Source organism: Roseateles saccharophilus (assembly GCF_031458095.1).
GTDB classification, from domain to species: Bacteria; Pseudomonadota; Gammaproteobacteria; order Burkholderiales; family Burkholderiaceae_C; genus Pelomonas; species Pelomonas saccharophila_A.
Map to the genome: position 1 here is coordinate 1,043,144 of NZ_JAVDXU010000001.1, position 25,763 is coordinate 1,068,906.

The 25,763-nt window shown below is 67.3% G+C and carries 20 protein-coding genes and 1 pseudogene; 14 read left to right on the forward strand and 7 right to left on the reverse strand.

What is annotated here, in order from left to right:
- The first annotated feature begins 9 nt into the window (after nt 1–9).
- From dnaG to J2X20_RS04815, 10 genes are all read left to right on the forward strand, one after another.
- Nucleotides 10–1,914, forward strand: a complete 1,905-nt coding sequence (gene dnaG / locus J2X20_RS04770) for a DNA primase (protein ID WP_310261573.1) — start codon at nt 10–12, stop codon at nt 1,912–1,914.
- 348 nt (nt 1,915–2,262) lie between these two features.
- Nucleotides 2,263–4,512, forward strand: coding sequence for an RNA polymerase sigma factor RpoD (gene rpoD / locus J2X20_RS04775; RefSeq protein ID WP_310261578.1), 2,250 nt, complete (start codon nt 2,263–2,265; stop codon nt 4,510–4,512).
- A gap of 162 nt (nt 4,513–4,674) precedes the next feature.
- Nucleotides 4,675–5,643, forward strand: coding sequence for an adenylate/guanylate cyclase domain-containing protein (locus J2X20_RS04780; RefSeq protein WP_310261581.1), 969 nt, complete (start codon nt 4,675–4,677; stop codon nt 5,641–5,643).
- A gap of 3 nt (nt 5,644–5,646) precedes the next feature.
- Nucleotides 5,647–6,729 (forward strand): ferrochelatase, encoded by a 1,083-nt coding sequence (gene hemH, locus J2X20_RS04785; RefSeq protein ID WP_310261584.1) that lies wholly within the window; start codon nt 5,647–5,649, stop codon nt 6,727–6,729.
- A complete protein-coding gene (locus J2X20_RS04790; RefSeq protein ID WP_310261587.1) occupies nt 6,726–7,148 on the forward strand; it encodes an RNA-binding S4 domain-containing protein in 423 nt (140 codons plus the stop codon). The genes hemH and J2X20_RS04790 overlap by 4 nt, the downstream gene beginning before the upstream one ends.
- A gap of 81 nt (nt 7,149–7,229) precedes the next feature.
- On the forward strand, nt 7,230–7,754 hold the full coding sequence (gene grpE / locus J2X20_RS04795) for a nucleotide exchange factor GrpE (protein WP_310261591.1): 525 nt from the start codon (nt 7,230–7,232) through the stop codon (nt 7,752–7,754).
- A gap of 36 nt (nt 7,755–7,790) precedes the next feature.
- Nucleotides 7,791–9,788 (forward strand): molecular chaperone DnaK, encoded by a 1,998-nt coding sequence (gene dnaK / locus J2X20_RS04800; RefSeq protein WP_310265107.1) that lies wholly within the window; start codon nt 7,791–7,793, stop codon nt 9,786–9,788.
- A gap of 68 nt (nt 9,789–9,856) precedes the next feature.
- Nucleotides 9,857–11,008, forward strand: a complete 1,152-nt coding sequence (gene dnaJ / locus J2X20_RS04805) for a molecular chaperone DnaJ (protein ID WP_310261594.1) — start codon at nt 9,857–9,859, stop codon at nt 11,006–11,008.
- A 254-nt stretch (nt 11,009–11,262) separates the two neighbouring features.
- Nucleotides 11,263–12,903, forward strand: coding sequence for a response regulator (locus J2X20_RS04810; protein ID WP_310261597.1), 1,641 nt, complete (start codon nt 11,263–11,265; stop codon nt 12,901–12,903).
- An 89-nt stretch (nt 12,904–12,992) separates the two neighbouring features.
- Complete coding sequence (locus tag J2X20_RS04815) at nt 12,993–14,684, forward strand: phosphoethanolamine transferase (RefSeq protein WP_310261601.1); 1,692 nt, start codon at nt 12,993–12,995, stop codon at nt 14,682–14,684.
- On the opposite strand, the gene J2X20_RS04820 is transcribed toward J2X20_RS04815, so the two are convergent.
- Nucleotides 14,681–15,805, reverse strand: coding sequence for a PA0069 family radical SAM protein (locus J2X20_RS04820; protein WP_310261604.1), 1,125 nt, complete (start codon nt 15,803–15,805; stop codon nt 14,681–14,683). The genes J2X20_RS04815 and J2X20_RS04820 overlap by 4 nt on opposite strands.
- A 97-nt stretch (nt 15,806–15,902) precedes the next feature.
- Here J2X20_RS04820 and J2X20_RS04825 point away from each other — a divergent pair, with 97 nt between their 5' ends.
- The 4 genes and pseudogenes from J2X20_RS04825 (at nt 15,903) to J2X20_RS29525 (ending at nt 20,275) form a co-directional block, all read left to right on the forward strand.
- Nucleotides 15,903–16,652, forward strand: a complete 750-nt coding sequence (locus J2X20_RS04825; RefSeq protein WP_310261606.1) for a hypothetical protein — start codon at nt 15,903–15,905, stop codon at nt 16,650–16,652.
- A gap of 77 nt (nt 16,653–16,729) precedes the next feature.
- Nucleotides 16,730–18,016, forward strand: coding sequence for an MFS transporter (locus tag J2X20_RS04830; RefSeq protein WP_310261607.1), 1,287 nt, complete (start codon nt 16,730–16,732; stop codon nt 18,014–18,016).
- Between the two features lie 255 nt (nt 18,017–18,271).
- Nucleotides 18,272–19,063: pseudogene (locus J2X20_RS29520) on the forward strand (PAS domain-containing protein); the annotation flags it as partial.
- Complete coding sequence (locus J2X20_RS29525) at nt 19,058–20,275, forward strand: ATP-binding protein (RefSeq protein ID WP_476453985.1); 1,218 nt, start codon at nt 19,058–19,060, stop codon at nt 20,273–20,275. The pseudogene J2X20_RS29520 and the gene J2X20_RS29525, both read left to right, overlap by 6 nt.
- 6 nt (nt 20,276–20,281) lie before the next feature.
- On the opposite strand, the gene dnaB is transcribed toward J2X20_RS29525, so the two are convergent.
- From dnaB to J2X20_RS04865, 6 genes are all read right to left on the reverse strand, one after another.
- Nucleotides 20,282–21,706, reverse strand: a complete 1,425-nt coding sequence (dnaB, locus tag J2X20_RS04840; protein ID WP_310261613.1) for a replicative DNA helicase — start codon at nt 21,704–21,706, stop codon at nt 20,282–20,284.
- A gap of 155 nt (nt 21,707–21,861) precedes the next feature.
- Nucleotides 21,862–22,314 carry a 50S ribosomal protein L9 gene (rplI, locus tag J2X20_RS04845; protein ID WP_310261617.1) on the reverse strand — a complete coding sequence of 151 codons (453 nt, stop codon included), beginning with the start codon at nt 22,312–22,314 and terminating at the stop codon, nt 21,862–21,864.
- 12 nt (nt 22,315–22,326) lie between these two features.
- Entirely contained in the window at nt 22,327–22,617 is a 291-nt protein-coding gene (gene rpsR / locus J2X20_RS04850; RefSeq protein ID WP_119045494.1) for a 30S ribosomal protein S18, read from the reverse strand.
- 45 nt (nt 22,618–22,662) lie between these two features.
- Nucleotides 22,663–22,956: a primosomal replication protein N gene (priB, locus tag J2X20_RS04855; protein ID WP_310261623.1), complete on the reverse strand. Its 294-nt coding sequence runs from the start codon at nt 22,954–22,956 to the stop codon at nt 22,663–22,665.
- A 50-nt stretch (nt 22,957–23,006) separates the two neighbouring features.
- Nucleotides 23,007–23,369 carry a 30S ribosomal protein S6 gene (gene rpsF, locus J2X20_RS04860; RefSeq protein ID WP_119045492.1) on the reverse strand — a complete coding sequence of 121 codons (363 nt, stop codon included), beginning with the start codon at nt 23,367–23,369 and terminating at the stop codon, nt 23,007–23,009.
- 300 nt (nt 23,370–23,669) lie between these two features.
- Nucleotides 23,670–25,727 (reverse strand): sodium:solute symporter family protein, encoded by a 2,058-nt coding sequence (locus tag J2X20_RS04865; protein ID WP_310261626.1) that lies wholly within the window; start codon nt 25,725–25,727, stop codon nt 23,670–23,672.
- Nucleotides 25,728–25,763 lie beyond the last annotated feature (36 nt).

Below are 25,763 nucleotides of genomic sequence, written 5' to 3' on the forward strand. Positions count from 1 at the left end.
AATCCACGGGTGATCCCGCCCGGCTTTATCCATGACCTGCTGGCCCGCGTCGACATCGTCGAGGTGGTGGGCCGCCACGTCGACCTGAAAAAGGCCGGCATCAACCACAAGGGCCTGTGCCCCTTTCACGGCGAGAAGTCACCCAGCTTCATCGTCAGCCCCAGCCGCCAGACCTATCACTGCTTCGGCTGCGGCGTGCACGGCAACGCCATCGGCTTCCTGATGGAACACACCGCCGCCACCTTCGTCGAGGCGGTGGAAGACCTGGCCCAGCAGGTCGGCATGGTGGTGCCCCAGGACGAGCGCAGCCCCGAGCAGCGCGAGCGCGCCAAGGCCGAGAAGGCCAGGCAGCAGAGCCTGACCGACGTGCTGGCGCGCGCGGCCGACTTCTACAAGGCCCAGCTGCGCAAGTCGCCCCGGGCCGTGAGCTATCTGAAAGGGCGTGGCTTGACGGGCCAGATCGCCGCCCGCTTCGGCCTGGGCTATGCGCCCGAGGGCTGGCGCTCGCTGGCCAGCGGCTTCCCGTCCTATGACGACCCGCAGCTCGTCGAGTCCGGCCTCGTCATCACGCCCGACGCCGAGCCCGGCGAGGACGCCAAACGCTACGACCGCTTCCGCGACCGCATCATGTTTCCCATCCGCAATGTGCAGGGCGAGGTCATCGGCTTCGGCGGCCGGGTGCTGGACAAGGGCGAGCCCAAATACCTGAACTCGCCCGAGACGCCCGTCTTCAGCAAGGGCCGCGAGCTTTACGGCCTGTATGAAGGCCGCCAGGCCATGCGCCAGCGCGGCTACGCCCTCGTCGTCGAGGGCTATATGGACGTGGTCGCCCTGGCCCAGTACGGCATCGGCAATGCCGTCGCGACATTGGGGACGGCCTGCACGGCCGACCACGTGCACAAGCTGTTCCGACATACGGAATCGGTCGTCTTCAGCTTTGACGGCGACGCCGCCGGCCGTCGCGCCGCCGTGCGGGCGCTGGAAGCTGCCCTGCCCCATGCGACCGAGACGCGCAGCGTCAAATTCCTCTTCCTGCCGACCGAGCACGACCCCGACTCCTATGTCCGGGAACTCGGCACCGAGGCCTTCGAGCGCTGCGTCGAGACGGCGGTACCGCTGTCTCGCCAGCTCATCGCCGTCGCCGGCGAGGGCTGCGATCTCGGCACCCCCGAAGGCCGCGCCCGCATGTTGAACCAGGCCCGGCCGCTATGGAATCTGCTGCCCGACAGCCTGCTGCGCCGGCAATTGCTGGGCGAACTGGCGCGACAGGGGCAGATGCCCGAAGCCGAATTGCAGGCGCTGTGGTTGGGCGAACCGGCGCCGGCCGTTGGTCCAGGCACGTCGACCGAAGCCTCGCCCGACAAACCTCGCTCCCAACCCAAGGGCGAGTGGAAGCCGAAGGGGGAGTGGAAAGCCAAAGGCGACTGGAAGCGCAAGGGTCGGGACGAAGAACCTCGCCCCGCCGGCCCGCGCGCCGCGCCCGCCACCGCGGCCGACCACACCGTGCGCCTGTTGCTCCAGCACAGCGAGCTCTGGGACGGCCTGACCGCCGAAGACCACACGCTGCTGCACGACCTGCCCGGCGAACACGGCGACCTCATCCGCTGGCTGGAACGCGAGCTGACCCATCATGGCGCCATGCCCTGGGCCGCCGTCGAAGCCGGCCTGGCCGCCGCCGACTTGGCTGACGCGGCCGGCCGGGTCATCCGCCCCGCCCGTGACCTGGGCGTCGAAGCCGAGCCAGCCAAGGAGCTGGCCGCCACCTTGCGCCAGCTCTGGCTCAGCCACGTCAAGGCCGAAATCCAGCGCCTGCTCGCCCAGCCCCGGCTGAGCGACGCCGACCGCCTGCGCTATCGCCAGCTGTGCCAGCGGGCTGACGAACTCAAGGGAGCCGGCGGCGCGGAAGCCGCCTGATCAGGGTTTACCTGTCACAGTTTTGCAATTCGAGTGCAAATCGCTGATAATCTTGTGTTTTCCGCGCGCGTCAACAAGAGTGACGGCAGAGAAATGCCGGACCCGGCCACCCAGCGACACTGGGCAACCCGATCAGGGTTTTGATGGCCAAAATATCCGCCAGCTCTGCATACCAAACGATCACGCCAGCTTGTTCGCGCCACGCCAGGGTCCCTCGATCACGCGCTGATTGACACCCTGACGACGAAAGCCACCGCCCCCATGCCCCGCCGGTTTGATGCCGAGCCCGGGCTGGCCGCGGTGGCTGCTGCATTTCTGAATTGACCCGCGCAAACCCGAAGGACCTGCATGACCGCCAAGAAGACCGCGCCCAAGGCCACCCCCGCCGAAGAACTCAAGAAGAAGCCTGCTGCCAAGACGGCAGCGGCCGAGGCGCCTGCCAAGAAGGCGGCTGCAGCCAAGCCGGCCGCGAAGACGGCCAAGGCTGCCGTGGCTGAGGAAGACAAGCCCAAGCGCGGCCGCAAGCCCAAGGCGGAAACCACGTCCAAGAAGACCGCTGGCAAGAAGGAAGCCGAGGACGAGGAGGACTTCTCCGACATCGACGCCGAGCTGGAAGTGGAAGGCGAAGAGGCCGAAGTCGAAGAGGTTGCTGCGGTCGAGGAAGAGACCGTCAAGGCCAAGCCCCTGCGCATGAAGGTCAGCCGCGCCAAGGAGCGCGCGCTGATGCGTGAGTTCGGTCTGGAAGAGACCGCACTGACCGAAGAGGAAGCCGTCAAGCGCCGCTCCGAGCTGAAGACCCTCATCAAGATGGGCAAGACGCGCGGCTTCCTGACCCATCAGGAAATCAACGACCACCTGCCCGAGAAGCTGGTCAACGAGGAAATCCTCGAGGCCATCGTGTCCATGTTGAACGACATGGGCATCGCGGTGTATGAGCAGGCCCCCGACGCCGCCACGCTGCTGATCCAGGGCAATGCGACGACGACGTCGACCGAGGAAGAAGCCGAAGAAGCCGCCGAAGCCGCCCTGTCCACGGTGGACTCCGAATTCGGCCGCACGACCGACCCGGTGCGCATGTATATGCGCGAGATGGGCACGGTCGAACTGCTGACCCGTGAAGGCGAAATCGAGATCGCCAAGCGCATCGAAGGCGGCCTGCAGGCCATGATGCTGGCCATCTCGGCCTCGCCGACGACCATCGCCCACATCCTCGAGTACGCCACCAAGATCCGCGCCGGCGAGATGCAGATCTCCGACGTCGTCGACGGCTTCGTGGCCGAGGACGAGGCCGACGACTACGTGGCCGAGGAAGACTTCGACGAGTTCGACGAGGAAGACGACGACGACGGCAACGGCGGCTCCAAGGCCCTGACCAAGAAGCTCGAGGAGCTGAAGAACGCCGCCCTGGTCAAGCTGGACTCCATGTCCGCCGCCTTCGACAAGATGCGCAAGGCCTTCGAGAAGGAAGGCTACAAGTCGGCCTCCTACAACAAGGCCCAGCAGGCCATCAGCGCCGAGCTGATGACCATCCGCTTCACGGTCAAGACGATTGAAAAGCTCTGCGACATCCTGCGCTCGCAGGTGGACGACGTGCGCCGCTACGAGCGCGAGCTGCGCAAGATCGTGGTCGACAAGTGCGGCATGCCGCAGGACCACTTCATCAAGACCTTCCCGCCCAACGCGCTGAACCTGAAGTGGGCCGAGAAGGAAGTCGCTGCTGGCAAGAACTACAGCATCATCCTGAGCCGCAACCTGCCGCCGGTGCAGGAGCTGCAGCAGAAGCTCATCGACATCCAGGCCAAGGCCGTGGTGCCGCTGGACGACCTGAAGGACATCAACAAGAAGATGAACGAGGGCGAGAAGGCCTCTCGTGACGCGAAGAAGGAAATGATCGAGGCCAATCTGCGCCTCGTGATCTCCATCGCCAAGAAGTACACCAACCGCGGCCTGCAGTTCCTGGACCTGATCCAGGAAGGCAATATCGGCCTGATGAAGGCGGTGGACAAGTTCGAATACCGCCGCGGCTACAAGTTCTCGACGTATGCGACGTGGTGGATCCGCCAGGCCATCACCCGCTCCATCGCCGACCAGGCCCGCACCATCCGCATCCCGGTTCACATGATCGAGACGATCAACAAGATGAACCGCATCTCACGCCAGCATCTGCAGGAGTTCGGCTACGAGCCGGACGCCCCGACGCTGGCCGAGAAGATGGAGATCCCGGAAGACAAGATCCGCAAGATCATGAAGATCGCCAAGGAGCCGATCTCCATGGAGACGCCGATCGGCGACGACGACGACAGCCACCTGGGCGATTTCATCGAGGACACCAACAACACGGCGCCCATCGAGGCCGCCATGCAGGCCGGCCTGCGCGACGTGGTGAAGGACATCCTCGACTCGCTGACGCCGCGCGAAGCCAAGGTGCTGCGCATGCGCTTCGGCATCGAGATGCAGAGCGACCACACGCTGGAAGAAGTCGGCAAGCAGTTCGACGTCACGCGTGAGCGCATCCGCCAGATCGAGGCCAAGGCGATCCGCAAGCTGAAGCATCCCAGCCGCTCAGACAAACTCCGCACGTACTTGGACAACCTGTAAAGGGTGGCCGAGGACGTGGCCGCCGCCAGGCGGTGCGGGCTGCTTGCAGATCGCATGGAGTTTGCGCCCCGACTTGCAACGCAAGGCGGGGCACAAATTGCGCTGCCAAATGACAACAAAGGCCGGCCTGTCCGGCCTTTCTTACGCCGATAAACTGTCCCCATGACCGCGATCCGCGAGCGCACCGTCCTTTTTGCCGACCTGCGCGGCAGCACCGGGCTGTACGAGGCCCTCGGGAATGCCGAAGCCAGTGGCATGGTCACCCAGACCGTCGGCCAGATCAGCGAAGCCGTACTGGAGAGCGGCGGCCAGTTGATCAAGACCCTGGGCGACGGCCTGATGGCCGCCTTCGACACGCCGCGCGACGGCGTGCGCGCCGCCCAGCGCATGCAGGAAATGCTGGAACGTACCGTGCAGCGCGCACGCCGCCAGAGCAACCCCTCCATGCTGGCATTGCGGCTGCAGGTGGCGCTGGCGCGGGGCGAGGTGGTCGAGCTCAATGGCGACTGCTTCGGCGACGCCGTCAACGTCGCAGCCCGCCTCATCGATCACGCCGGCGACGGCGAGATCCTCATCACCGCCGAGGTGCTGGCGGGGCTGCACCACGCCTCCAAGGGGCGCTTTCGCAGCCTGGACCGCATTTCCGTGCGCGGCCGCATCGAGCCCGTGCACGTCTACCGCATGGACGCCGCACCTCTGGTCAGCGCCGACGACACCGCCACCCAGTTCGGCGAACCCATGCGCTCGACCGAGCCCGATGGCATGCGCCTGATCTGGGGCGACCTGGACCGTGTCTTCGACATCGGCGCCATGCCCATCGTGCTGGGCCGCAGCGTGCAGGCCACCTATTGCATCACCGACGCCCGCGTGTCGAGATCGCATGCCCGCATCGACTGGCAGGGCAGCAGCTTCGAGCTGACCGACCTCTCCTACAACGGCACCTATGTGCGCTTTGGCGATTCGGGCGAGCTGCTCAGCCTCAAGCGCGGCAGCTGCACCCTGCACGGCAGCGGCATCATCGGCCTGGGCGGCCTGCCCACCGACGAACAGTCGCCCATCGTGCGCTTCGAGGTGCTGCACTTCTACGACACCGAGCCCCAGCCCTTCGGCGGCCCACGCTCAAGGCGCTGATCCATGGCCTTTCTCCCCGAACCGCCGCAGCGCCACGGCGCGGCGCCCGCTGGCCCCGACGTCGCCGTGCTGCTCTGCAATCTCGGCACCCCGGACGCACCGGACGCACCGGCTCTACGCCGCTATCTGGCCCAGTTCCTGGCCGACCCGCGCGTCGTCGAGATCCCGCGGCTGATCTGGCTGGTCATCCTGCACGGCATCATCCTGCGCATCCGACCGGCCAAGTCGGCAGCCAAATACGCCACCGTCTGGACGCCCGAGGGCTCGCCGCTCAAGGTCTGGACAGAGAAGCAGGCCAAGCTGCTGCAGGGGCGCCTGGGCGTGCGCGTGGCCATGGCCATGCGCTATGGCCAGCCGGCCATCGCCGCAACCCTGGATGCACTGAAGCGCGACGGTGTGCGCCGCGTCCTCGTGCTGCCGGCCTACCCGCAGTACTCGGGCGCGACGACGGCCAGCGTCATCGACGACGTGGCGCGCTGGACGCTGCAGACCCGCCACCTGCCGGAGCTGCGCTTCATCAACCGCTATCACGACGAGCCCGGCTACATCGCCGCGCTGGCCCAGACCGTGCGCGAACACTGGCAGCGTGAAGGCCGCGGCGACAAGCTGGTGATGAGCTTTCACGGCATGCCCGAGCGCACCCTGCACCTGGGCGACCCCTACCACTGCGAATGCCTGAAGACCGGCCGCCTGCTGGCCGAGTCCCTGGGGCTGAAGGACGGTGAGTGGCTGGTGACCTTCCAGAGCCGCTTCGGCAAGGCCAAATGGCTGGAGCCCTACACCGAGCCCAGCCTGGTCAAGCTGGCCAAGGGTGGGCTCAAGACCGTGGACGTCATCTGCCCCGGCTTCGCGGCCGACTGCCTGGAGACGCTGGAAGAGATCGACCAAGAGGCCCGCGCCGCCTTCCTGGCCGCCGGCGGCCAGCGCTTTGCCTATATCCCCTGCCTGAACGACCACCCGGCCGGCATCAAGGCCCTGGCCAAGCTGGCCGAGCGGCATCTGCAGGGCTGGACCACGGAAGCGCCGCACCCCGACACCCTGGCCCTGCAGCGCCAGCGCGCCCTCGCCGCGGGAGCCAAGCAATGAGCGAAGCGCCCACGGCGATGCGCCTGGACAAATGGCTCTGGGCCGCGCGCTTCTACAAGACCCGCGCCCTCGCCGTCGAGGAGATCAACCTCGGCCGCGTGCGCATCGGCGGCCAGCCCGTGAAGCCGGCTCGTGACGTCAAGGTCGGCGACCTGCTCAATATCCGCATCGGCCAGATGACCCGCGAAGTCGAGGTCAAGGGCCTGTCCAACCAGCGCGGCCCCGCCCCGCAGGCCCAGGCCCTCTACGCCGAAACCCAGGCCAGCATCACCGCTCGCGAGGCCGCCGCCGAGGCCCGGCGCCTGGCGCCGGAGCCGGCTGACACCATCATCCAGGGTCGTCCGACCAAGCAGGACCGGCGCCGCTTGGCAGACTGGGACCGATGGTCCGTCTCGCTGGATGATGAAGATCCGGGTTGACCCGGATAATTCGTTTTGAATCTCCCCTCTTGAAACCAGGGCATCGCGCCCCATGTCGACGCGATTGCCCCTTTTTCTGCCATGACGACCGAGAACCCCCTGCCCGAAGACGCAGCCGGCGCCGCCGAGCCCACGGCCGCCGAGTTGAACCCCGAGATCAAGATCGCCGAGCTGGAAGGGCGCCTCGCCGAGATGAGCGACGCCTATCTGCGCGCCAAGGCCGAGGCCGAGAACACCCGCCGCCGTGCCGACGAGGACGTGGCCAAGGCCCGCAAATTCGCCGTCGAGGCCTTTGCCGAGGCCATGCTGCCCATCATGGACAGCCTGGAGGCGGCCATCGCCACGCCCAGTGCCAGCGTCGAGACCGTGCTGGAAGGCGTGCACGCCACGCGCCGCCAGCTGTCCAGCGCCCTGGAGCGCAACAAGGTCGTCGAGATCAATCCCGGCCAGGGCGCCAGGTTCGACCCCCACCAGCACCAGGCCATCTCCATGGTGCCGGCACCGGGCCAGGAGTCCAACACCGTCGTGACCGTGCTGCAGAAGGGTTTCCTGATTGCCGACCGCGTGCTGAGGCCCGCACTCGTGACGGTTGCCGCACCGAAGTAATACACAAGCCGCCGCTCTCTTGAAACGGCGCGACTTATCCACAACTCGAATACATCAACAAATCTTCAGGAGTTCCAAATGGGAAAGATCATCGGCATTGACCTGGGCACCACGAATTCGTGCGTGGCCGTCATGGAAGGCAACACCACGCGCGTCATCGAGAACGCCGAGGGCGCCCGCACCACGCCGTCCATCATTGCCTACCAGGAAGACGGCGAGATCCTCGTCGGCGCCTCGGCCAAGCGCCAGTCGGTGACCAACCCGAAGAACACGCTGTACGCCGTCAAGCGCCTGATCGGCCGCAAGTTCTCCGAGAAGGAAGTGCAGAAGGACATCGATCTGATGCCCTACACCATCGCCGCCGCCGACAACGGCGACGCCTGGGTGGAAGTGCGCGGCAAGAAGTTCGCGCCGCCCCAGGTCTCGGCCGAAGTGCTGCGCAAGATGAAGAAGACCGCCGAGGACTACCTCGGCGAGGAAGTGACCGAGGCCGTCATCACGGTGCCGGCCTACTTCAACGACGCCCAGCGCCAGGCCACCAAGGACGCCGGCCGCATCGCGGGCCTGGACGTCAAGCGCATCATCAACGAGCCCACCGCCGCGGCCCTGGCCTTCGGCCTGGACAAGCATGGCAAGGGCGACCGCAAGATCGCCGTCTATGACCTCGGCGGCGGCACCTTCGACGTGTCCATCATCGAGATCGCCGACGTCGACGGCGAGATGCAGTTCGAAGTGCTGTCGACCAACGGTGACACCTTCCTGGGTGGCGAAGACTTCGACCAGCGCATCATCGACTACATCATTGCCGAGTTCAAAAAGGACCAGGGCGTCGACCTGACCAAGGACGTGCTGGCCCTGCAGCGCCTGAAGGAAGCCGCCGAGAAGGCCAAGATCGAGCTGTCCAACTCGTCGCAGACCGACGTCAACCTGCCCTACATCACGGCAGATGCGACCGGGCCGAAGCACCTGAACGTCAAGCTGACCCGCGCCAAGCTGGAGTCCCTGGTGGACGAACTGATCGAGCGCACCATCGCTCCCTGCCGCACCGCGGTCAAGGATGCTGGCGTCGCCCTGTCCGACATCGACGACGTCATCCTGGTCGGCGGCATGACCCGCATGCCCAAGGTGCAGGACAAGGTCAAGGAGTTCTTCGGCAAGGAACCGCGCCGTGACGTGAACCCCGACGAGGCCGTGGCCGTCGGCGCCGCCATCCAGGGCCAGGTCCTGGGCGGCGAGCGCAAGGACGTGCTGCTGCTGGACGTCACCCCGCTCTCCCTGGGCATTGAGACCCTGGGCGGCGTGATGACGAAGATGATCAAGAAGAACACGACCATCCCGACGAAGTTCAGCCAGACCTTCTCCACCGCCGACGACAACCAGCCGGCCGTGACCATCAAGGTCTACCAGGGCGAGCGCGAGCTGGCCCAGGCCAACAAGTCGCTGGGCGAGTTCAACCTCGAAGGCATCCCGCCGGCCCCGCGCGGCGTGCCCCAGATCGAGGTCAGCTTCGACATCGACGCCAACGGCATCCTGCACGTCGGCGCCAAGGACAAGGGCACCGGCAAGGAAAACAAGATCACCATCAAGGCGAACTCGGGCCTGTCCGAAGCCGAGATCGAGAAGATGGTCAAGGACGCCGAAGCCAACGCGGCCGAGGACAAGAAGAAGGTTGAGCTGGTGCAGGCCCGCAACCAGGCCGACGGCATGGTCCACAGCGTGCGCAAGTCGCTGAGCGAGCATGGCGACAAGCTGGACGCTGGCGAGAAGGAAAAGATCGAGGCCGCCGCCAAGGAACTGGAAGAAGCCATCCAGGGTGACGACCAGGCCGCCATCGAGGCCAAGACCGAAGCCCTGATGACGGCCAGCCAGAAGCTGGGCGAGAAGATCTACGCCGACCAGCAAGGCGCTCAGGCGGCCGCTGCGGCCGCGGGTGCTGCCGAGCAGCCCCAGGCCGCACCGCAAGGCGAAGCCAAGCGCCCGGCCGACGACAACGTCGTGGATGCCGAGTTCAAGGAAGTCAAGGACAACAAGTAATCCTTCGATGACGTCACAGCCCGGGAGCGCCTCATAGCGCCCTCGGGCTTTTCCCTTGAAAGAGAAGCATGGCTTCCAAGCGCGATTACTACGAGATCCTGGGCGTCGCCAAGAACGCGTCCGAGGACGACATCAAGAAGGCCTACCGCAAGCTGGCCATGAAGTTCCACCCCGACCGCAACCAGGGCGACGGGGCGAAGAAGGCCGAGGAACAGTTCAAGGAGGCCAAGGAGGCCTACGAGATGCTGTCCGATGCGCAGAAGCGCGCGGCCTATGACCAGTACGGCCATGCCGGCGTCGACCCCAACATGGGTGCCGGCCGCGGCGGCCCGGGTGCGGAGGGCTTTGGCGGCTTCGCCGAGGCCTTTGGCGACATCTTTGGCGACATCTTCGGCGGCCAGGGCGGCCGGCGCGGCGGTGCAAGCGGCCAGCAGGTCTACCGCGGTAGCGACCTCAGCTATGCGATGGAGATCACGCTCGAGGAGGCCGCCCGCGGCAAGGAGACGCAGATCCGCATCCCCAGCTGGGAAGGCTGCGAAACCTGCGGCGGCACCGGTGCCAAGCCGGGCACGAGCGCCAAGACCTGCGGGTCATGTGGCGGCTCGGGCACGGTGCATATGCGCCAGGGCTTCTTCAGCATCCAGCAGACCTGCCCGCACTGCCACGGCACCGGCAAGATCATTCCCGAGCCCTGCACCACCTGCAACGGCCAGGGCAAGGTCAAGAAGCAGAAGACGCTGGAGGTCAAGATCCCGGCCGGCATCAACGAGGGCATGCGCATCCGCTCGGCGGGCAATGGCGAGCCCGGCGTGAACGGCGGTCCGGCGGGCGACCTCTACATCGAGATCCGCATCAAGCAGCATGAGATCTTCGAGCGCGACGGCGACGACCTGCACTGCACGATGCCGGTGTCCATGATCACGGCGGCCCTGGGCGGCAACATCGAGGTGCCGACCCTGGGCGGCAAGGCCGAGATCGAGCTGCCCGAGGGCACCCAGCACGGCAAGACCTTCCGCCTGCGCGGCAAGGGCATCAAGGGCGTGCGCTCCAGCTACCCCGGCGACCTCTATTGCCACATCGCGGTGGAGACGCCGGTCAAACTCACCGAGCACCAGAAGAAGCTGCTCAAGGAACTCGACGAGTCGCTGAAGAAGGGCGGCGAGCGCCACTCGCCCAATGCCAAGAGCTGGACGGATCGGGTCAAGGACCTGTTCAAGTAAGCCGGCTCCAGCGCCACCAGCCGCGGCACCCGCCCAGGGTCCCGCGGCTTTTTTGCGCCCTCAGCTTGCGTGTCATGCGAAGCCCGCCTGCGTCGTAAATCACGCCGCGCACCAAAAAGGCGAGTAAACGAGATCTCCCGGCTTGACTCAGAAACCCTAAAGTCAGCGGACTGTCACCGCAATGACTCATAAGTGATTCGATCTGCGCGTTTCCCGATCACAGTCCACGGCGTTTCGCCGGGGAGGGAGGCCGCATGTTCCTGATGGACCAGACCATCCAGGAAGCGTCGGCGCTGATCATCGACAGCAATGCCAATTCGCGCAGCCTGATGTCGGCGCAGTTGCGCGACCTCGGCGTCGGCACGGTCAAGCAGACGCCGCGCGTCAAGGACGCCCGCGTGATGCTGGAGCACCAGACCTTCGACATCGTGCTGTGCGACTACCACTTCGACAGCAGCGACAGCTCGGGCCAGGACCTGCTGGACGAATTGCGCCGCGAAGGCCTGCTGCCCTATTCCACCGTCTTCGTCATGGTGACCAGCGAGGCCACCTATGCCAAGGTGGCCGAAGCCGCCGAAGCGGCGCTGGACGCCTATCTCATCAAGCCCTACACCAGCGCCAACCTCGCCGAGCGCCTGGCCAGCGCCCGCCAGCGCAAGCGCATCCTGAAGGGCATCTTCGAGGCCATCGAGAACCAGGACTTCGAGACCGCCGCCAACCTCTGCCTGGCGCGCTTCGAGGCCAAGGACAAATACTGGCTCTACGCCGCCCGCATCGGCGCCGAGCTGCTGCTCAGGCTCAAGCGCTTCGACGACGCGCGCACCCTCTACGAGGCCATCATCGCCGCCAAGACCGTGCCCTGGGCGCGGCTGGGCGTGGCGCGCACGGAGGTGGCCAGCGGCAATCTGCAGGCTGCGCGCCGCACGCTGGAAAACCTCATTGGCGAACTGCCCGACTACGCCGACTCCCACGACCTGATGGGCCATGTGCAGATGGAACAGGGCGACTTGGCCCAGGCGCTGAAGACCTACCAGACCGCCGCGACGCTGACACCCGGCTGCCTGCTGCGCCTGCAGCGCTGCGGCACCCTGGGCTTCTACGCCGGCCAGCGCGCCGAGGCGGTGAAGATGCTGGAGCGGGCCATGTCCCAGGGCCTGCGCTCCAAGCTTTTCGACATGCTCAGCCTCGTCCTCGTCGGCCTGATGCGCTTCGACGCCAAGGACTTCAAGGGTTTCAAATACACCCACGACGCCCTCATCGCGGCGCTGGAGCGCGCGCCGGGCTCCATCCGGCTGCAGCGCTTCGACCTCGTGTTCCGCGGCCTCGCCTGCCTGCTGGAGCGCCGCGTGGGCCAGGCCCTGGTCTTCGCGCGCGAGTTCACCGAGCACGCCGATGCCGGCAACTTCGACCTTGAGGCCGCCTCGCTGCTGACGGCACTGTGGATACGCCTGTCCAGCCAGGAGGTCGAGCTCGAGGAGATGATGCCCATCCTCAAGGGCCTGGGCACCCGCCACTGCACGGCCAAGGCCAGCACCGAGATCCTGGTCTCCATGTCCGAGGGCCACCAGGGCGCGGCCGATCAGTTCCGCGACTGCCACCAGCAGATCTTCAACGTCGCCGAGACGGCCATGCGCTATTCGCTGCGCGGCAGCGCCAAGGCGGCCGTCGAACTCCTCATCCAGCAGGGTGAGGCCACGCGCAACGCCAAGCTCATCGACATGGCCGGCCTGGTGCTGAAACGCCATGCCGAGAAGATCGAGGGTGCCGAAACGCTGGCCGAGCAGATCGACGCGCTGCATGGCCGCTACGTGAAGCCGATGACCGGTGGACCGTCCAAGGCACGGGCCGCGGGCGGCGTCACACTGCGCACCTCGGCGGCCGCCGTCGCCGCCTGAACTGACCCGGCCCTGTCAGCCGCGTATCACCTGAGGCGGTGGTCACACGGCGCCGCGAGAATGCGCGCGCCGTCCCCAAGTTACTTTCAATGCCTCTGCTCAAGCGCCTGCTGGCCTGGTTCCAGCCCGACACCTCGCGTCCCCTCACCCAGGCCTGGCTGGCCGCCCTGTGGATGGGCCTGCTGGCCAACTGGCCGCTGTGGAAACAGCTGCAGGCCCTGCCGGAGATCAGCGGTGCGCGCGGCGCCCTCTTCATCGTCGCCTTCGCCGGCATGGTCACGGCCGCCAGCGGCGCCCTGCTGAGCCTGCTGGCCTGGCCCCGCCTCATCCAGGGTCTGCTCGTCGTGCTGCTGCTGGCCAGCGCCGCGCTGGCCCATTTCATCGGCAGCTACGGCATCGTCTTCGACCCCACCATGGTCGTGAACATGCTGCAGACCGACGCCCGCGAGACGCGCGACCTGCTGAGCTGGCGGCTGCTTGTGAGCCTCGTCCTGCTCGGCGCCCTGCCCGCCTGGTGGCTGCTGCGCCGGCCCCGGGCGCCTGCCCAGGCCTTCGCCAAGCGGCTGGTTGGCAACCTGGCCGCCTGCGGCCTCGCCCTTGTGGCCATGGTGCTGCTGGCCCTGGCCGTGTTCGCCGACCTGTCCTCGACCATGCGCAACTACAAGACCATCCGCTACATGGTCACGCCGCTGAACGCCGTCTATTCGGTCAGCAGCGTCGCGCTGCGCCGTCAGGCCGCGCCCAGTGGCCCGCCGGCCGTCATCGGTGCCGATGCACGCCTGCTGCCGCGTGCCGAGGGCGCCAAGTCGCCGCTGCTGCTGTTCGTCGTCGGCGAAACGGCGCGGGCCATGAACTTCAGCCTCAACGGCTATGCGCGGCCCACCAATCCCGAGCTGGCCAAGTTGCCCGTGGTGAGCCTGCGCCAGGTCGCGTCCTGCGGCACGGCCACGGCGGCCTCCCTGCCCTGCATGTTCTCGCCGCTGGGCCGCACGGCCTTCGGCGATTTGAAAGGCACACAGGAGAACCTGCTCGACGTGCTGCAGCGCGCAGGCCTCGCCGTGCTGTGGCTGGACAACCAGAGCGGCTGCAAGGGCCTGTGCGACCGCGTGCCCAACAGTCCCACGTCCAGACTGCCGGAAGGTGCCGCGCCGCTGCCACCGGGTCTGTGCAGCAAGGACGAGATGGGCGAGGAGGAATGCTTCGACGAGTCGCTGCTGCATGAGCTCGACAAGCGCATCGCAGCCCTGGACCCGGAGCGCGTCCAGCGCGGCCTCGTCCTCGTCATGCACCAGATGGGCAGCCACGGCCCGGCCTATTTCAAGCGCTCGCCGGCCGACCTGAAACCCTTCCAGCCCGAGTGCAAGAGCAACGCCCTGCAGCAGTGCGAGCGCCAGCAGGTCGTCAACGCCTACGACAACACCCTGGTGACGACCGACCGCCTGCTGGCCCGCTCCATCGCCTGGCTGCAGACCCAACAGGCCCGCTTTGACACCGGCATGCTCTATGTCTCCGACCACGGCGAATCGCTGGGCGAGAACGGCCTTTATCTGCACGGCATGCCGTATGCGATGGCCCCGGCCGAGCAAACCCATGTGCCGATGGTGCTGTGGGTGCCCGAGGGTGGGGGTGTGGCCGCTTCGCTGAAGCCCGGCTGCCTGCAGTCCCTGCGCGACAAACCGGCCTCGCATGACAACCTCTTCCACACGGTCATGGGCTGGGTAGGAGCGAGAGCGGACGTCTACAAGCCGGAGTGGGACTTGCTCGCCAGCTGTCGAAGCTAGAAAAGGTCGCCTTGCGCCGAAGGCTTGCGCGGCGGCTTGAACAAGGCCAGTTGCACAGACCGTCGTTTGTTGCGCAGGCCCAGCTTGCGCACTGCACGCTGGAAACGCGCCTGCATCAACTGGGCCCAGACGCCCTCCCCGGTGAAGCGGGTGCCGAAGCGCGCATCGTTGTCCTTGCCGCCGCGCATGTCGCGGATGCGGGCCATCACGCGGTCGGCGCGGTCGGGGAAGTGGCGCTGCAGCCAGTCCTGGAACAACGGGTTGACCTCCCAGGGCAGGCGGATGGGGATGCTGAAGGCACTGCTGGCGCCAGCGGCATGGGCGGCTTCCAGGATGCGCTCCAGCTCGGGCTCGTTGATGAAGGGAATGATGGGCGACACGCTGACGCCCACCGGCACGCCGGCTGAAGCCAACGCCTGGATGGTGCGCAGCCGCCGCGCCGGCGCCGCGGCGCGCGGCTCGAGGATGCGTGCAAGTTCGTTGTCCAGCGTCGTGATCGACAGATAGACCGACACCAGGCCCTGGGCCGCCATCGGCGCGATCAGGTCCAGTTCGCGCTCGATGCCGCTGCTCTTGGTGACGACGGAGAAGGGGTGGCTGGTTTCGGCCAAGACCTCGACGATGCGCCGCGTGATGCCGAGCTTGCGCTCGATGGGCTGGTAAGCATCGGTGGCCGTGCCCAGCACCAGCGACCGTGGCTCGTACCGCGACCCCGCCAGCGTCTCGCGCAGCCTCTCGGCGGCATTGACCTTGGCGACGATGCGGGTCTCGAAGTCCAGGCCCGGCGACAGATTCAGATAGCTGTGTGTGGGCCGCGCAAAGCAGTAGACGCAGCCATGCTCGCAACCCCGATAAGGATTGATGGAGTAGTCGAAGGAGATGTCGGGCGACTGGTTGCTGGTGACGATCTTCTTGGCGTATTCCTCGATGACCTCGGTGGCCGGCGGCAGATGCTCCTCGGCGGCCTCCTGATCCAGCGAACCCCAGCCGTCGTCGTACTGCTCGCGCTCGCGCTGCTCGAAGCGATGCGGCATGGCCGTGGCCGTGCCGCGGCCCTTGATGGAGTCGAGGGGAACGAGGCTGGGCTGGGCAGCGGCAATGCGGGTGGGAGCGGGTGGCATGCTGTAAATATATACAGTATTCCTCGGGGCTTCCAGGCAGAAATTGCCGCCTCCTGGGGATGGTGGCTGCGGCGAGGCCTTGGGTAGAGTCCGCGCGATGTCCCGCCCTGTCACGTGGCCTTTGCCGCTGCTCCTCCTCACCCTGGCCGCCACCTGCGGCGCCACGCCACCGCTGCCATCGCCCGGCAACTACCGCATCGACGGCGAGGCCCATATGCGCAGCGGCAGCGGGCCGACGCTGGCCGAACGCATCGAACGTTGGGACGGCAGCAATGGCAACCGCGTCGTCACCACCGTGGCCGGTGGCCGATCGCAGCAACAGACCTATGCCGGCACCGAGCCGGTGACATGGTGCGTGCTGGGTGTCTCGGTGCCGGCCAACCAGCTGCCCGACCGCTGCAAGACGCGCTGGTGGCCGGCCCAGGGCGGCTCTGAACTGCAGGCCGAATGCCAGGCCGGGCGCCTGCAGGAGCACTGGAAGCAGATCGACGCCAAGACCTGGGAGCGGCAGATGACGTTCACGCCAGGCCCGGGTGGCGGCAATGACCCCGCAGCAGCGCTTGCCATGGTCGAGAAAGGCCTGTCGCCGGCCGAGGCCGCCAAGGCGCGCGCGGCCATCGCCGCCCTGCCCTCGGCCCAGCAGCGCGCCGCCGCCATGGCGCCGGTCTACGAGAAGATCGAGGCCACCATCCGCAATGGCACGCCCGAGCAGGCGGCCGAGGCGCGCCAGCAGCTGGCCGCCCTGCAGGCCGCCCAGGGCGGCGGTGGCGGCGTGGTCTGGACGACGACGCTGACCGAGCGCTGGACGCGCATCGCCGAAGCCTGCGCGCCGCCGCGCAAGCCCTGACCCGGATCTGCCGGGATACTGCGTGAGACCGCTGCCGCACCGCTTGGCAGCGACCTGGTCTCCGTGGACTCGGCTCGATGACTATTTCGGAAGCGATGGCCGGCACGCCGCAGCGCCTGCGTGACCAGCGCGACTATCTGCGCCTGCTGGGCGCCCGCGTAACGGGCGGTGCGGCCAACCAGATGTTGATGGTGGCCCTGGGCTGGCAGATGTATGACCTGACCGCCAGCGCCTGGGACCTGGGCCTGGTGGGCCTCGCGCAATTCCTGCCGGCCCTGCTGCTGACCCTGCCGGCCGGCCACCTCGTCGACCAGCGCGACCGCCGCCTGCTGCTGGCGGCCAGCTTGGGGCTGCAGCTCATGGTGGCGGCCTGCCTGGCCCTGTCCAGCGCCGGCGCCTGGGTGGGACCGAACATGATCCTGGCCCTGTCCATCCTGCTGGGTTGTGCCCGGGCCCTGCAGATGCCGTCGCAGCAGGCCCTGATGCCCATGCTGGTCACGCCCGCCCTGCTGCCCCGCGCAGTGGCTGCGGCGAGCTCGACCATGCAGGCAGCCATCATCGCGGGGCCCGCCCTCGGCGGCGCGCTGTATGCGCTCGGCCCGTGGGCGACGGGCGCCATGGCACGGGGCGATGCCGCGCACTGGGGCGCCGCCATCGTCTATGGTGTGTCGCTGCTGCTGCTGGCCGTCGCCATCACCGGCGTGCTGACCATCCGACACCGCGCCGCGCAGCCACGCCGCGCCGCGCCCGACCTGGCCCAGCTGACGGCCGGCATCCGCTTCATCTGGCAGCGCCCGGTCGTGCTCGGCGCCATTTCGCTGGACCTGTTTGCCGTGCTGCTCGGCGGCGCCACCGCCCTGCTCCCCATCTTCGCCAAGGACATCCTGCACACCGGCCCTGAGGGCCTCGGGCTGCTGCGCTCGGCACCGGCGCTGGGCGCCGTGGTCGTCGGCATCTGGCTGGCCCGCCACCCCATCGCGCGGCGCGCCGGCCACTGGCTGCTGGGCGCGGTGGCCGTGTTCGGCCTGTCCATGATCGCCTTCGCGCTGAGCCGGTCCTTCCTGCTCGCCTTTGCCGTGCTGGCGCTCAGCGGCGCGGCCGACATGTTCAGCGTCGTCATCCGCCAGTCGCTGGTGCAGTTGGAGACGCCGGACGAAATGCGCGGTCGCGTCGGCGCCGTCAACTCGGTCTTCATCGGCGCCAGCAACCAGCTCGGCGAGTTCGAATCGGGCGCTACAGCCGCCCTGCTCGGCCCGGTGGGCTCGGTGCTGCTGGGCGGCATCGGCACGCTGGCCGTCGTTGCATTGTGGTTCAGGTGTTTCCCGGCGCTGGCGCAGCGGGACCGGCTGCTGCCTTGGGGGTGAAGAGTAGGCCCAGGCCTACGCCAGCATGCGGCATCGGAGAGATGGCCATGCGATGCGCCGAGGCCTAGATTTGATTCGTCGAAGGCCAGGAGCTGTAGCCTCAACAGGTCGCTCCACAGGCCAACGACTGAAGGCCCGATGCCATGCGTCGGGCCTTCTCTTTTGTTCGCCCTGCAGGCATGCGCCTTGCCCGTTCGCCACTGCGTGCAGGCACACTGCGGACGCTCATCAACGCCCCAATCCGAAAAGGTCCCATTGAAAGCCGACGACCAAGGTCTGCAGCACAGCGAGGAACGCTTTCGGCTGCTGGTGGACAGCGTGCGCGACTACGCGATCTTCATGCTGGACCCCGAAGGCCATGTGCTGACCTGGAATGCGGGCGCCGAACGCTTCAAGGGATACCGGGCCGACGAGATCATCGGCAGCCATTTCTCGCGCTTCTACCCGCCGGACGCGCTGGCCCGGCAGTTGCCCGCGCATGAGCTGGAGATGGCGACGCGCGAAGGCGCCTTCGAGGACGAGGGCTGGCGGGTGCGCAAGGACGGCTCGCTCTTCTGGGCCAATGTCGTCATCACGGCGATGCGCGACCCGACCGGGCGGCTGGTGGGTTTCGCCAAGGTCACGCGCGATCTGACGCAAAGACGCAACCACGAGGAGGCGCTCAAGCGCAGCGAGGAACGCTTTCGGCTGATGGTCGAGGGCGTGGCCGACTACGCCATCTTCATGCTCGACGTGAACGGCCGCGTGGCCTCGTGGAACGAGGGGGCTCAACGCATCAAGGGCTATGCGGCCGACGACATCCTCGGCAAGCATTTCTCCGTCTTCTACCCGAGCGAGGTGCGCGAAAGCGGCTGGCCCGAGTACGAGCTTCAGCAGGCCCAGGAGACGGGGCGCTTCGTCGACACCGGCTGGCGGCTGCGCAAGGACGGCACGACCTTCTGGGCCCAGGTGACCATCACGGCGCTGCGCGACGAGAGCGGGCGCCTCATCGGCTACGCCAAGCTGACGCGCGACCTGACGGCCAGCATGCGCATCGAGGCCATGGAACTGGCCAACCGCGAGCATGAAGAGATCCTGAGCGCCGAGCGCAATGCCCGCATCGCCGCCCAGCGCGCCACCCGCATCAAGGACGAGTTCCTGGCCACCCTGTCGCACGAGCTGCGCACGCCGTTGACGGCCATTCTTGGCTGGACCCAGGTGCTGCTGCGGGCCAAGCCGGGCGACGAGCGCGTCAACCTGCAGCGCGCCATCGAGGTCATCGACCGCAATGCCCGCTCCCAGGTGCAGCTCATTGATGACCTGCTGGACCTGAACCGCATCATGACCGGCAAGCTGAGGCTGGACCTGCAGCAGCTCGGCATGGCCAACGTCATCCAGGCGGCCGTCGAATCCGTCGCGCCCGCGGCGTCGGCCAAGGGCGTGGCGCTGCAATCGCTGCTGGACGGCGGCCCCGCCATGGTCAATGGCGACAGCGGGCGGCTGCAGCAGGTGGTGTGGAACCTGTTGAACAACGCCATCAAGTTCACGCCCGCCGGTGGCCGCGTGCAGGTGCTGCTGCAGCGCGTCGACTCGCATGTCGAGTTCAGCGTCAGCGACACCGGCATCGGCATCCCAGCCTCCTTCCTGCCGCAGGTCTTCGACCGCTTCACGCAGCAGGATGGGTCCACCTCGCGGGTCCATGGCGGCCTGGGCCTGGGCCTGGCGATCTGCAAGCAGCTCGTCGAACTGCACGGCGGCAGCATCCGTGCGGAGAGCGCGGGCGAGGGCCAGGGGGCGAGCTTCTTCGTCAGGCTGCCGCTGTCCATCCTGCAGACGGCCGAGGAGCGTGCGCACGACCCCGCCTCGGCCGATGCGCGGGCCAGCGAGAACCTGGCCCTGCCCAAGCTGGACGGCGTGCACATCTTCGTGCTTGACGACGAGCCCGATGCACGCAGCCTGCTGTGCCGCATCCTGGCGGATCAGGGCGCCCGGGTGGTTGCCTTCGCCTCGGCCCAGGAACTGCTCCAGGCCGTCCAGCTGTCGCGCCCGACCGTCATCGTCAGCGACGTCGGCATGCCGGGCGTGGACGGCTACCAGATGATCCGCGCCCTGCGCGCCACGGAGACGCGGGACTCGCGCATTCCGGCCCTGGCCCTCACGGCCTTCGCCCGCGCCGAGGACCGCAAGCGCTCGCTGCTGGCCGGCTTCCAGGCCCACCTGGCCAAGCCCTTCGACGTGGCCGAACTCATCCTGCTGGTGGCCAATCTGGCGGAGAAATAGCGCGGATCAGTACTCGTCGCGCTCCACGCCCACATAGCCGGGCGCGAGGTTCTCGAACTTGGTGTGCATGCGCTGAAAGGCGAGCTTCACGGTACCCACCGGGCCGTTACGCTGCTTGGCGATGATGATCTCGGCCACGCCCGGCTCCTTGCACTCATCCTTCGTGTAGTACTCATCACGATAGATGAACATGATGATGTCCGCGTCCTGCTCGATGGCGCCGGATTCGCGCAGGTCGGACATCATGGGGCGCTTGTCGGGGCGCTGCTCCACCGAGCGGTTCAGCTGCGACAGCGCGATGACCGGGCACTTCAGCTCCTTGGCCAGTGCCTTCAGACCGCGCGAGATTTCACCCAGCACGGTGGCGCGGTTTTCCTCGCTGCCGCCGCCGTTGCCGGACATCAGCTGCAGGTAGTCGATGACGATGAGGCCGAGCTGGCCGCAGATGCGGGCCTGGCGGCGCGCACGGGCGCGCACTTCCGAAGGGCTCAGGCCCGGACTCTCGTCGATGAAGATGCTGGACTTGCCGAGCTTGTCGACGGCTTCGGCCAGGCGGCCCCACTCGTCATCCTTCAGCTGGCCGGTGCGCAGATGGCTCTGGTCGATGCGGCCGATGGAGCCCACCATACGCAGGGCGAGCTGGGCGGCGCCCATTTCCATCGAGTAGATGACGACGGGCAGGCCTTCGCTGATGGCGACGTTCTCGGCGATGTTGACGGCGAAGGCCGTCTTGCCCATGGAGGGGCGGGCCGCCAGCACGATGAGGTCGCCGGGCTGCAGGCCGGCCGTCTGGCGGTCCAGGTCGTAGAAGCCGGTGCGCACGCCGGTCACGTCCTGGGCACCGCTCTCGGCCAGCTCGTTGACGCGATCCATCAGCGCGATCATCAGGTGATCGATGGCCTGGAAGCCCTGCTTGCTGCGCGAGCCTTCTTCACCGATCTTGAAGATCTTGCCCTCGGCCTCGTCCAGGATCTGCGTGACGGCGCGGCCTTGCGGGTTCATCGCGGCGGTGGCGATCTCGTCGGACGTGGAGACCAGCTTGCGCAGGATGGCCCGCTCGCGAACGATCTCGGCATAACGGCGCAGGTTGGCGGCACTTGGCACGCTCTGGGCCAGCGCGTTCAGATAGGCCAGGCCGCCGCACTCCTCGGCACGGCCCACCGAGGTCAGCTCGTCGAAGACGGTGACGACGTCGGCCGGCTTGCCCGCGTTGATCAGCTTGCCGACGGCCGTGTAGACATGCTTGTGCTCGAAGCGATAGAAGTCGCTCTCGGTCAGCAGGTCGGCAGCGCGGTCCCAGGCCGAGTTGTCGATCAGCAGGCCACCGAGCACGCTCTGCTCGGCCTCGACCGAGTGCGGCGGCACGCGCAGGCGCGAGACCTCATCGTCATGCGGTGCGGCGGAGGAGGAAGCAGGGAAGATCGCGGACATGCCTGTGGACAAACCTGTGGACGAGCTGGGTGTGACCGGTGGGTTGAGCGGGACAACTCAGACCATAAAGACCGAAGGCCGAAACCCTGAGGGTATCGGCCTTCGTTGGATGATGCGGCGACCAAGTGTCACCGCGCCATCAGGGGAAGCGAGATTTACTCGGCTTCGGCAACCACCTGGACGGTGATTTCCACGACCACGTCGGTGTGGGCGGCAACGCTCACCGGGAACTCGCCGACGGCCTTCAGCGGGCCGTTGGGCAGGCGCACTTGCGACTTGGCGACGGCGGTGCCGGCCTTGGTCAGCGCGTCAGCGATGTCGGCGTTGGTGACGGAGCCGAACAGGCGGCCATCGACACCGGCCTTCTGGGCGATGCGAACCGTGGTGCCGGCCAGCTTCTCACCCAGCTTCTGGGCTTCGGCCAGCTTGGCGGCGGCGATCTTTTCGAGTTCGGCGCGCTTGGCTTCGAATTCCTTGATCGCGGACTCGGTGGCGCGGCGAGCGGCCTTGGTCGGGATCAGGAAGTTGCGGGCATAACCGTCCTTGACCTTGACGACGTCGCCGAGGTTGCCGAGGTTGGCCACTTTTTCGAGCAGGATCACTTGCATGTCGTCAGCTCCTTAGACCTTGTGCTGGTCGCTGTACGGCAGCAGGGCCAGGAAGCGCGCACGCTTGATGGACACCGTCAGCTGACGCTGGAAGAAGGCGCGCGTGCCGGTCAGGCGAGCGGGCGTGATCTTGCCGTTTTCGGAGATGAAATCGCGCAGGGTGTCGATGTCCTTGTAGTCGATCTGCTCGACACCGGCGACGGTGAAGCGGCAGAAACGCTTGCGACGGAACAGCAACGATTGTTGGTTGCGCTTGGGCTTCTTGTCCTTGGAGAAGCGACCTTTGCCACGAAGAGGGGGCATGTTGGACCTCTGTTAAATCTATCCGGATTCAATAAATTCCGGGTTCTAGGAAGCAGCGGGTTCGATCACGGTGACGTGGGCGATGAAGCCCCGGCCGTTGCGCTGGTGGGTCAGGAAGCCGCGAAAGATCGCGGTGCCACCGACTCCCAGCGCCTGCAACTGCTTGGCCACCTCGCCCACCGCGACCGCCTTGATCTCCAGGGAGATCTTGCGCGGCTTGCCGGCTTCGATGACTTCGGACTCGGCCTTGAGGCTTGCGTCCAGGGCCATCAGCCCGGCGGGGGTGTAACGGATCAGACCGAGTTGCTGGATCTGCGCCTGCAGGTGAAGCTGGTTCACTCCGTAGGCACGCTGCTCGAAAAACCTGGTTCTTCAGCGATGAGCAGTGCTCAGGCCGCTTCCTGTTGCGGAGCCTTGCGGGCTTCTTCGCGCTCGACGGCCTTCATCATGACCGAGGGGGTCGTGATGGCCTTGTCCTGGACCACGGTGAGGTGGCGCAGCACGGCGTCGTTGAAGCGGAAGCCGGTCTCGAGCTCAGCCAGGACTTCCTTGCTGCACTCGATGTTCAGGCACAGGTAATGGGCCTTGGCGAGCTTCTGGATCAGGTAAGCCATCTGGCGACGGCCCCAGTCCTCGACTCGGTGCACGACACCACCACCGGTGGTGATCAGGCCCTTGTAACGCTCCAGCATGGCCGGAACTTGTTCGCTTTGATCCGGATGGATCAGCAGAACGATTTCGTAGTGACGCATATTGACTCCTTGTGGATTCCAGCCCGGCGTTGTCGGAATGAACTGTCGGTCTGTGGAAGCCGCGCCACGGCGTCTACACGCGGTGCGGCAAGGGGGAACCAAGGATTCTAGCCTGGAAGGCGAAAACGGCCAAATCCAGGCTGACGGCGATCATTGGTTTTGCGGGCCGAGCGCCGGGCCGCTCCCTAGCCGGCCCACTCTGGCGATGTGCTTGACGGTCGAGCCGGCAAGCATCGCCGTCCCCTCGGGGGACCGACTAGCCCTGCCCGCGTACAGCGGGGCAGGACTGGGCGAGGGGCTTCAGACGCCTGGACGGCTGCGCAGGCTGTCAATGAAGTCACGGTCGCGCTGGCTGGGCGCGGGCGTCAGCAGGCTGACGATGGCAAGCAGCAGGGCGCCAGCGGGCACGCCGAAAAGACCGGCCGAGGCGGGCTGGATGTCCCAGATCAGCGTCGCCGGCCCGGGCAGACCGATCAGGGCCCGCGCGCCGGGATGGGCCATGAAGAGATAACCCAGGCAGACGATGAGGCCGGCCAGCATGCCCGCCAGCGCGCCCGCACGGTTGGCGCGGCGCCAGAACACGCCGGCGACCAGGGCCGGGAAGAAGGTCGAGCCGGCAATGGAGAAGGCGGCCGTGACGACCGCCAGGATGTCGGCTGGCCGGCTGGAGGCCACCGCCGCCGCCGCCAGCGCCGCCGCCAGCAGCAGGGCCTTGGACAGCGTCACCCGCCGCGTGCGCGAGGCTTCGGGGTTGACGGCCTTGTAGTAGAGGTCGTGGGACAGCGCGCTGGAAATGGCCAGCAGCAGACCGTCCGCCGTGGACAGCGCCGCCGCCAGCCCGCCGGCCGCCACCATGCCGGAGATGACATAGGGCAGGCCGCCGAGTTCGGGCATGACCAGCATGACGAGGTCGGGATGCAGGCGCAGCTCGCCCAGTTGCAGACGGCCGTCGCCATTCAGGTCCACGGCCGACAGCAGGGCCGGGTCGACGCGCTGCCACTGGCGTATCCAGGCCGGCAGCTGGTCGAAGGCCGTGCCGACCAGGCCGTTGAAAACCTCGGTCTTGACCATGACGGCCAGGGCCGGCGCCGTCAGATAGAGCAGGCAGATGAAGACCAGGGACCAGGCCACCGACTGGCGCGCCGTGCTGACCGAACTGGTCGTGTAGTAGCGCGTCAGCAGATGCGGCAGGCCGGCCGTGCCGACCATCAGGCACAGGGCCAGGGCGATGAAGTTGCGCCGCGCCGCGCTGGCCTGCTCGCGCTCGGGCGGGCTGCCGTCGGGGTTGCCGGCAAAGGGCTGGGTGTGGGGCACCAGGCCCGACAGCGGCTGGGCCAGCAGGGCCTCGCTGGCCTGTTCGCGCCGCCAGCGCTCCTCGGCCTCGGGCGGCGTGCGCGGCAGGGCCGCGCGCTGCTTCTCGGCTACCTGGATGCGGGCCAGCGGCGCGTCCTGTGCCTTCAGGGCCGCGACCTGGGCCGCCGCCCTCGCCTGCTCGTCGGCCAGGGCCTGGGGCACATCGGCCAGGCGCGCGGCGGCGGCATCGGCGCGCTGCTGGTGGATGGCGCGCACCTGCAGCTCGCCCGGGTCGCGCATCAGCTCGCGCTCGCGCTCGGCCAGCTGGTGCAGTTGCTGGCCGTAGACGAGCTGGGGCAGCGGCCAGCCGGTCTGCTTGACGCTGAGCCAGATGACCGGCACCAGATAGGCCAGGATCATGATGAGGTACTGGGCCACCTGGGTCCACGTGACGGCCCGCATGCCGCCCAGGAAGGAGCAGACCAACACGCCGCCCAGGCCGACGAAGACGCCGACCTCGAAGCCCAGGCCCGTCAGCCGCGTCGTGATCAGGCCGACGCCGTAGATCTGCGCCACCAGGTAGACGAAGGACACCAGGATGGCGGCGCAGGCCCCGACGATGCGCAGCGCGCGGCTGTCGAAGCGCTCGGCGAGGAAGTCACCCAGCGTGAACTGCCCGAAGCGGCGCAGATAGGGCGCGATGCACAGGGCCACGAGCACGAAACCGCCGGTCCACCCCAGCACATAGGCCAGGCCCGCATAGCCGCTGGCGTAGAGGGTGCCGGCCAGGCCGATGAAGGTCGCGGCACTCATCCAGTCGGCGCCGGCCGCCATGCCGTTGTACAGCGGCGGCACGCGCCGGCCGGCGACGAAATACTCGGCCGGGTCGGTGGTGCGGCACAGGATGCCGATGACGGCGTAGACGAGAACGGTCGCGCCCAGGAAGGTGTAGCCGATCCAGGCCTTGGGCAGGCCGCGCTGCTCGGCCAGGCCCAGGCCGACCACCAGCGCGATGAAGCTCAGTGCGAAAAGGAAATAGCGGCGGTGGAGGTGGCGGGCGGGCACGGCCGCGATCATGGCAATAAAAAAGCCCGGGCTCCC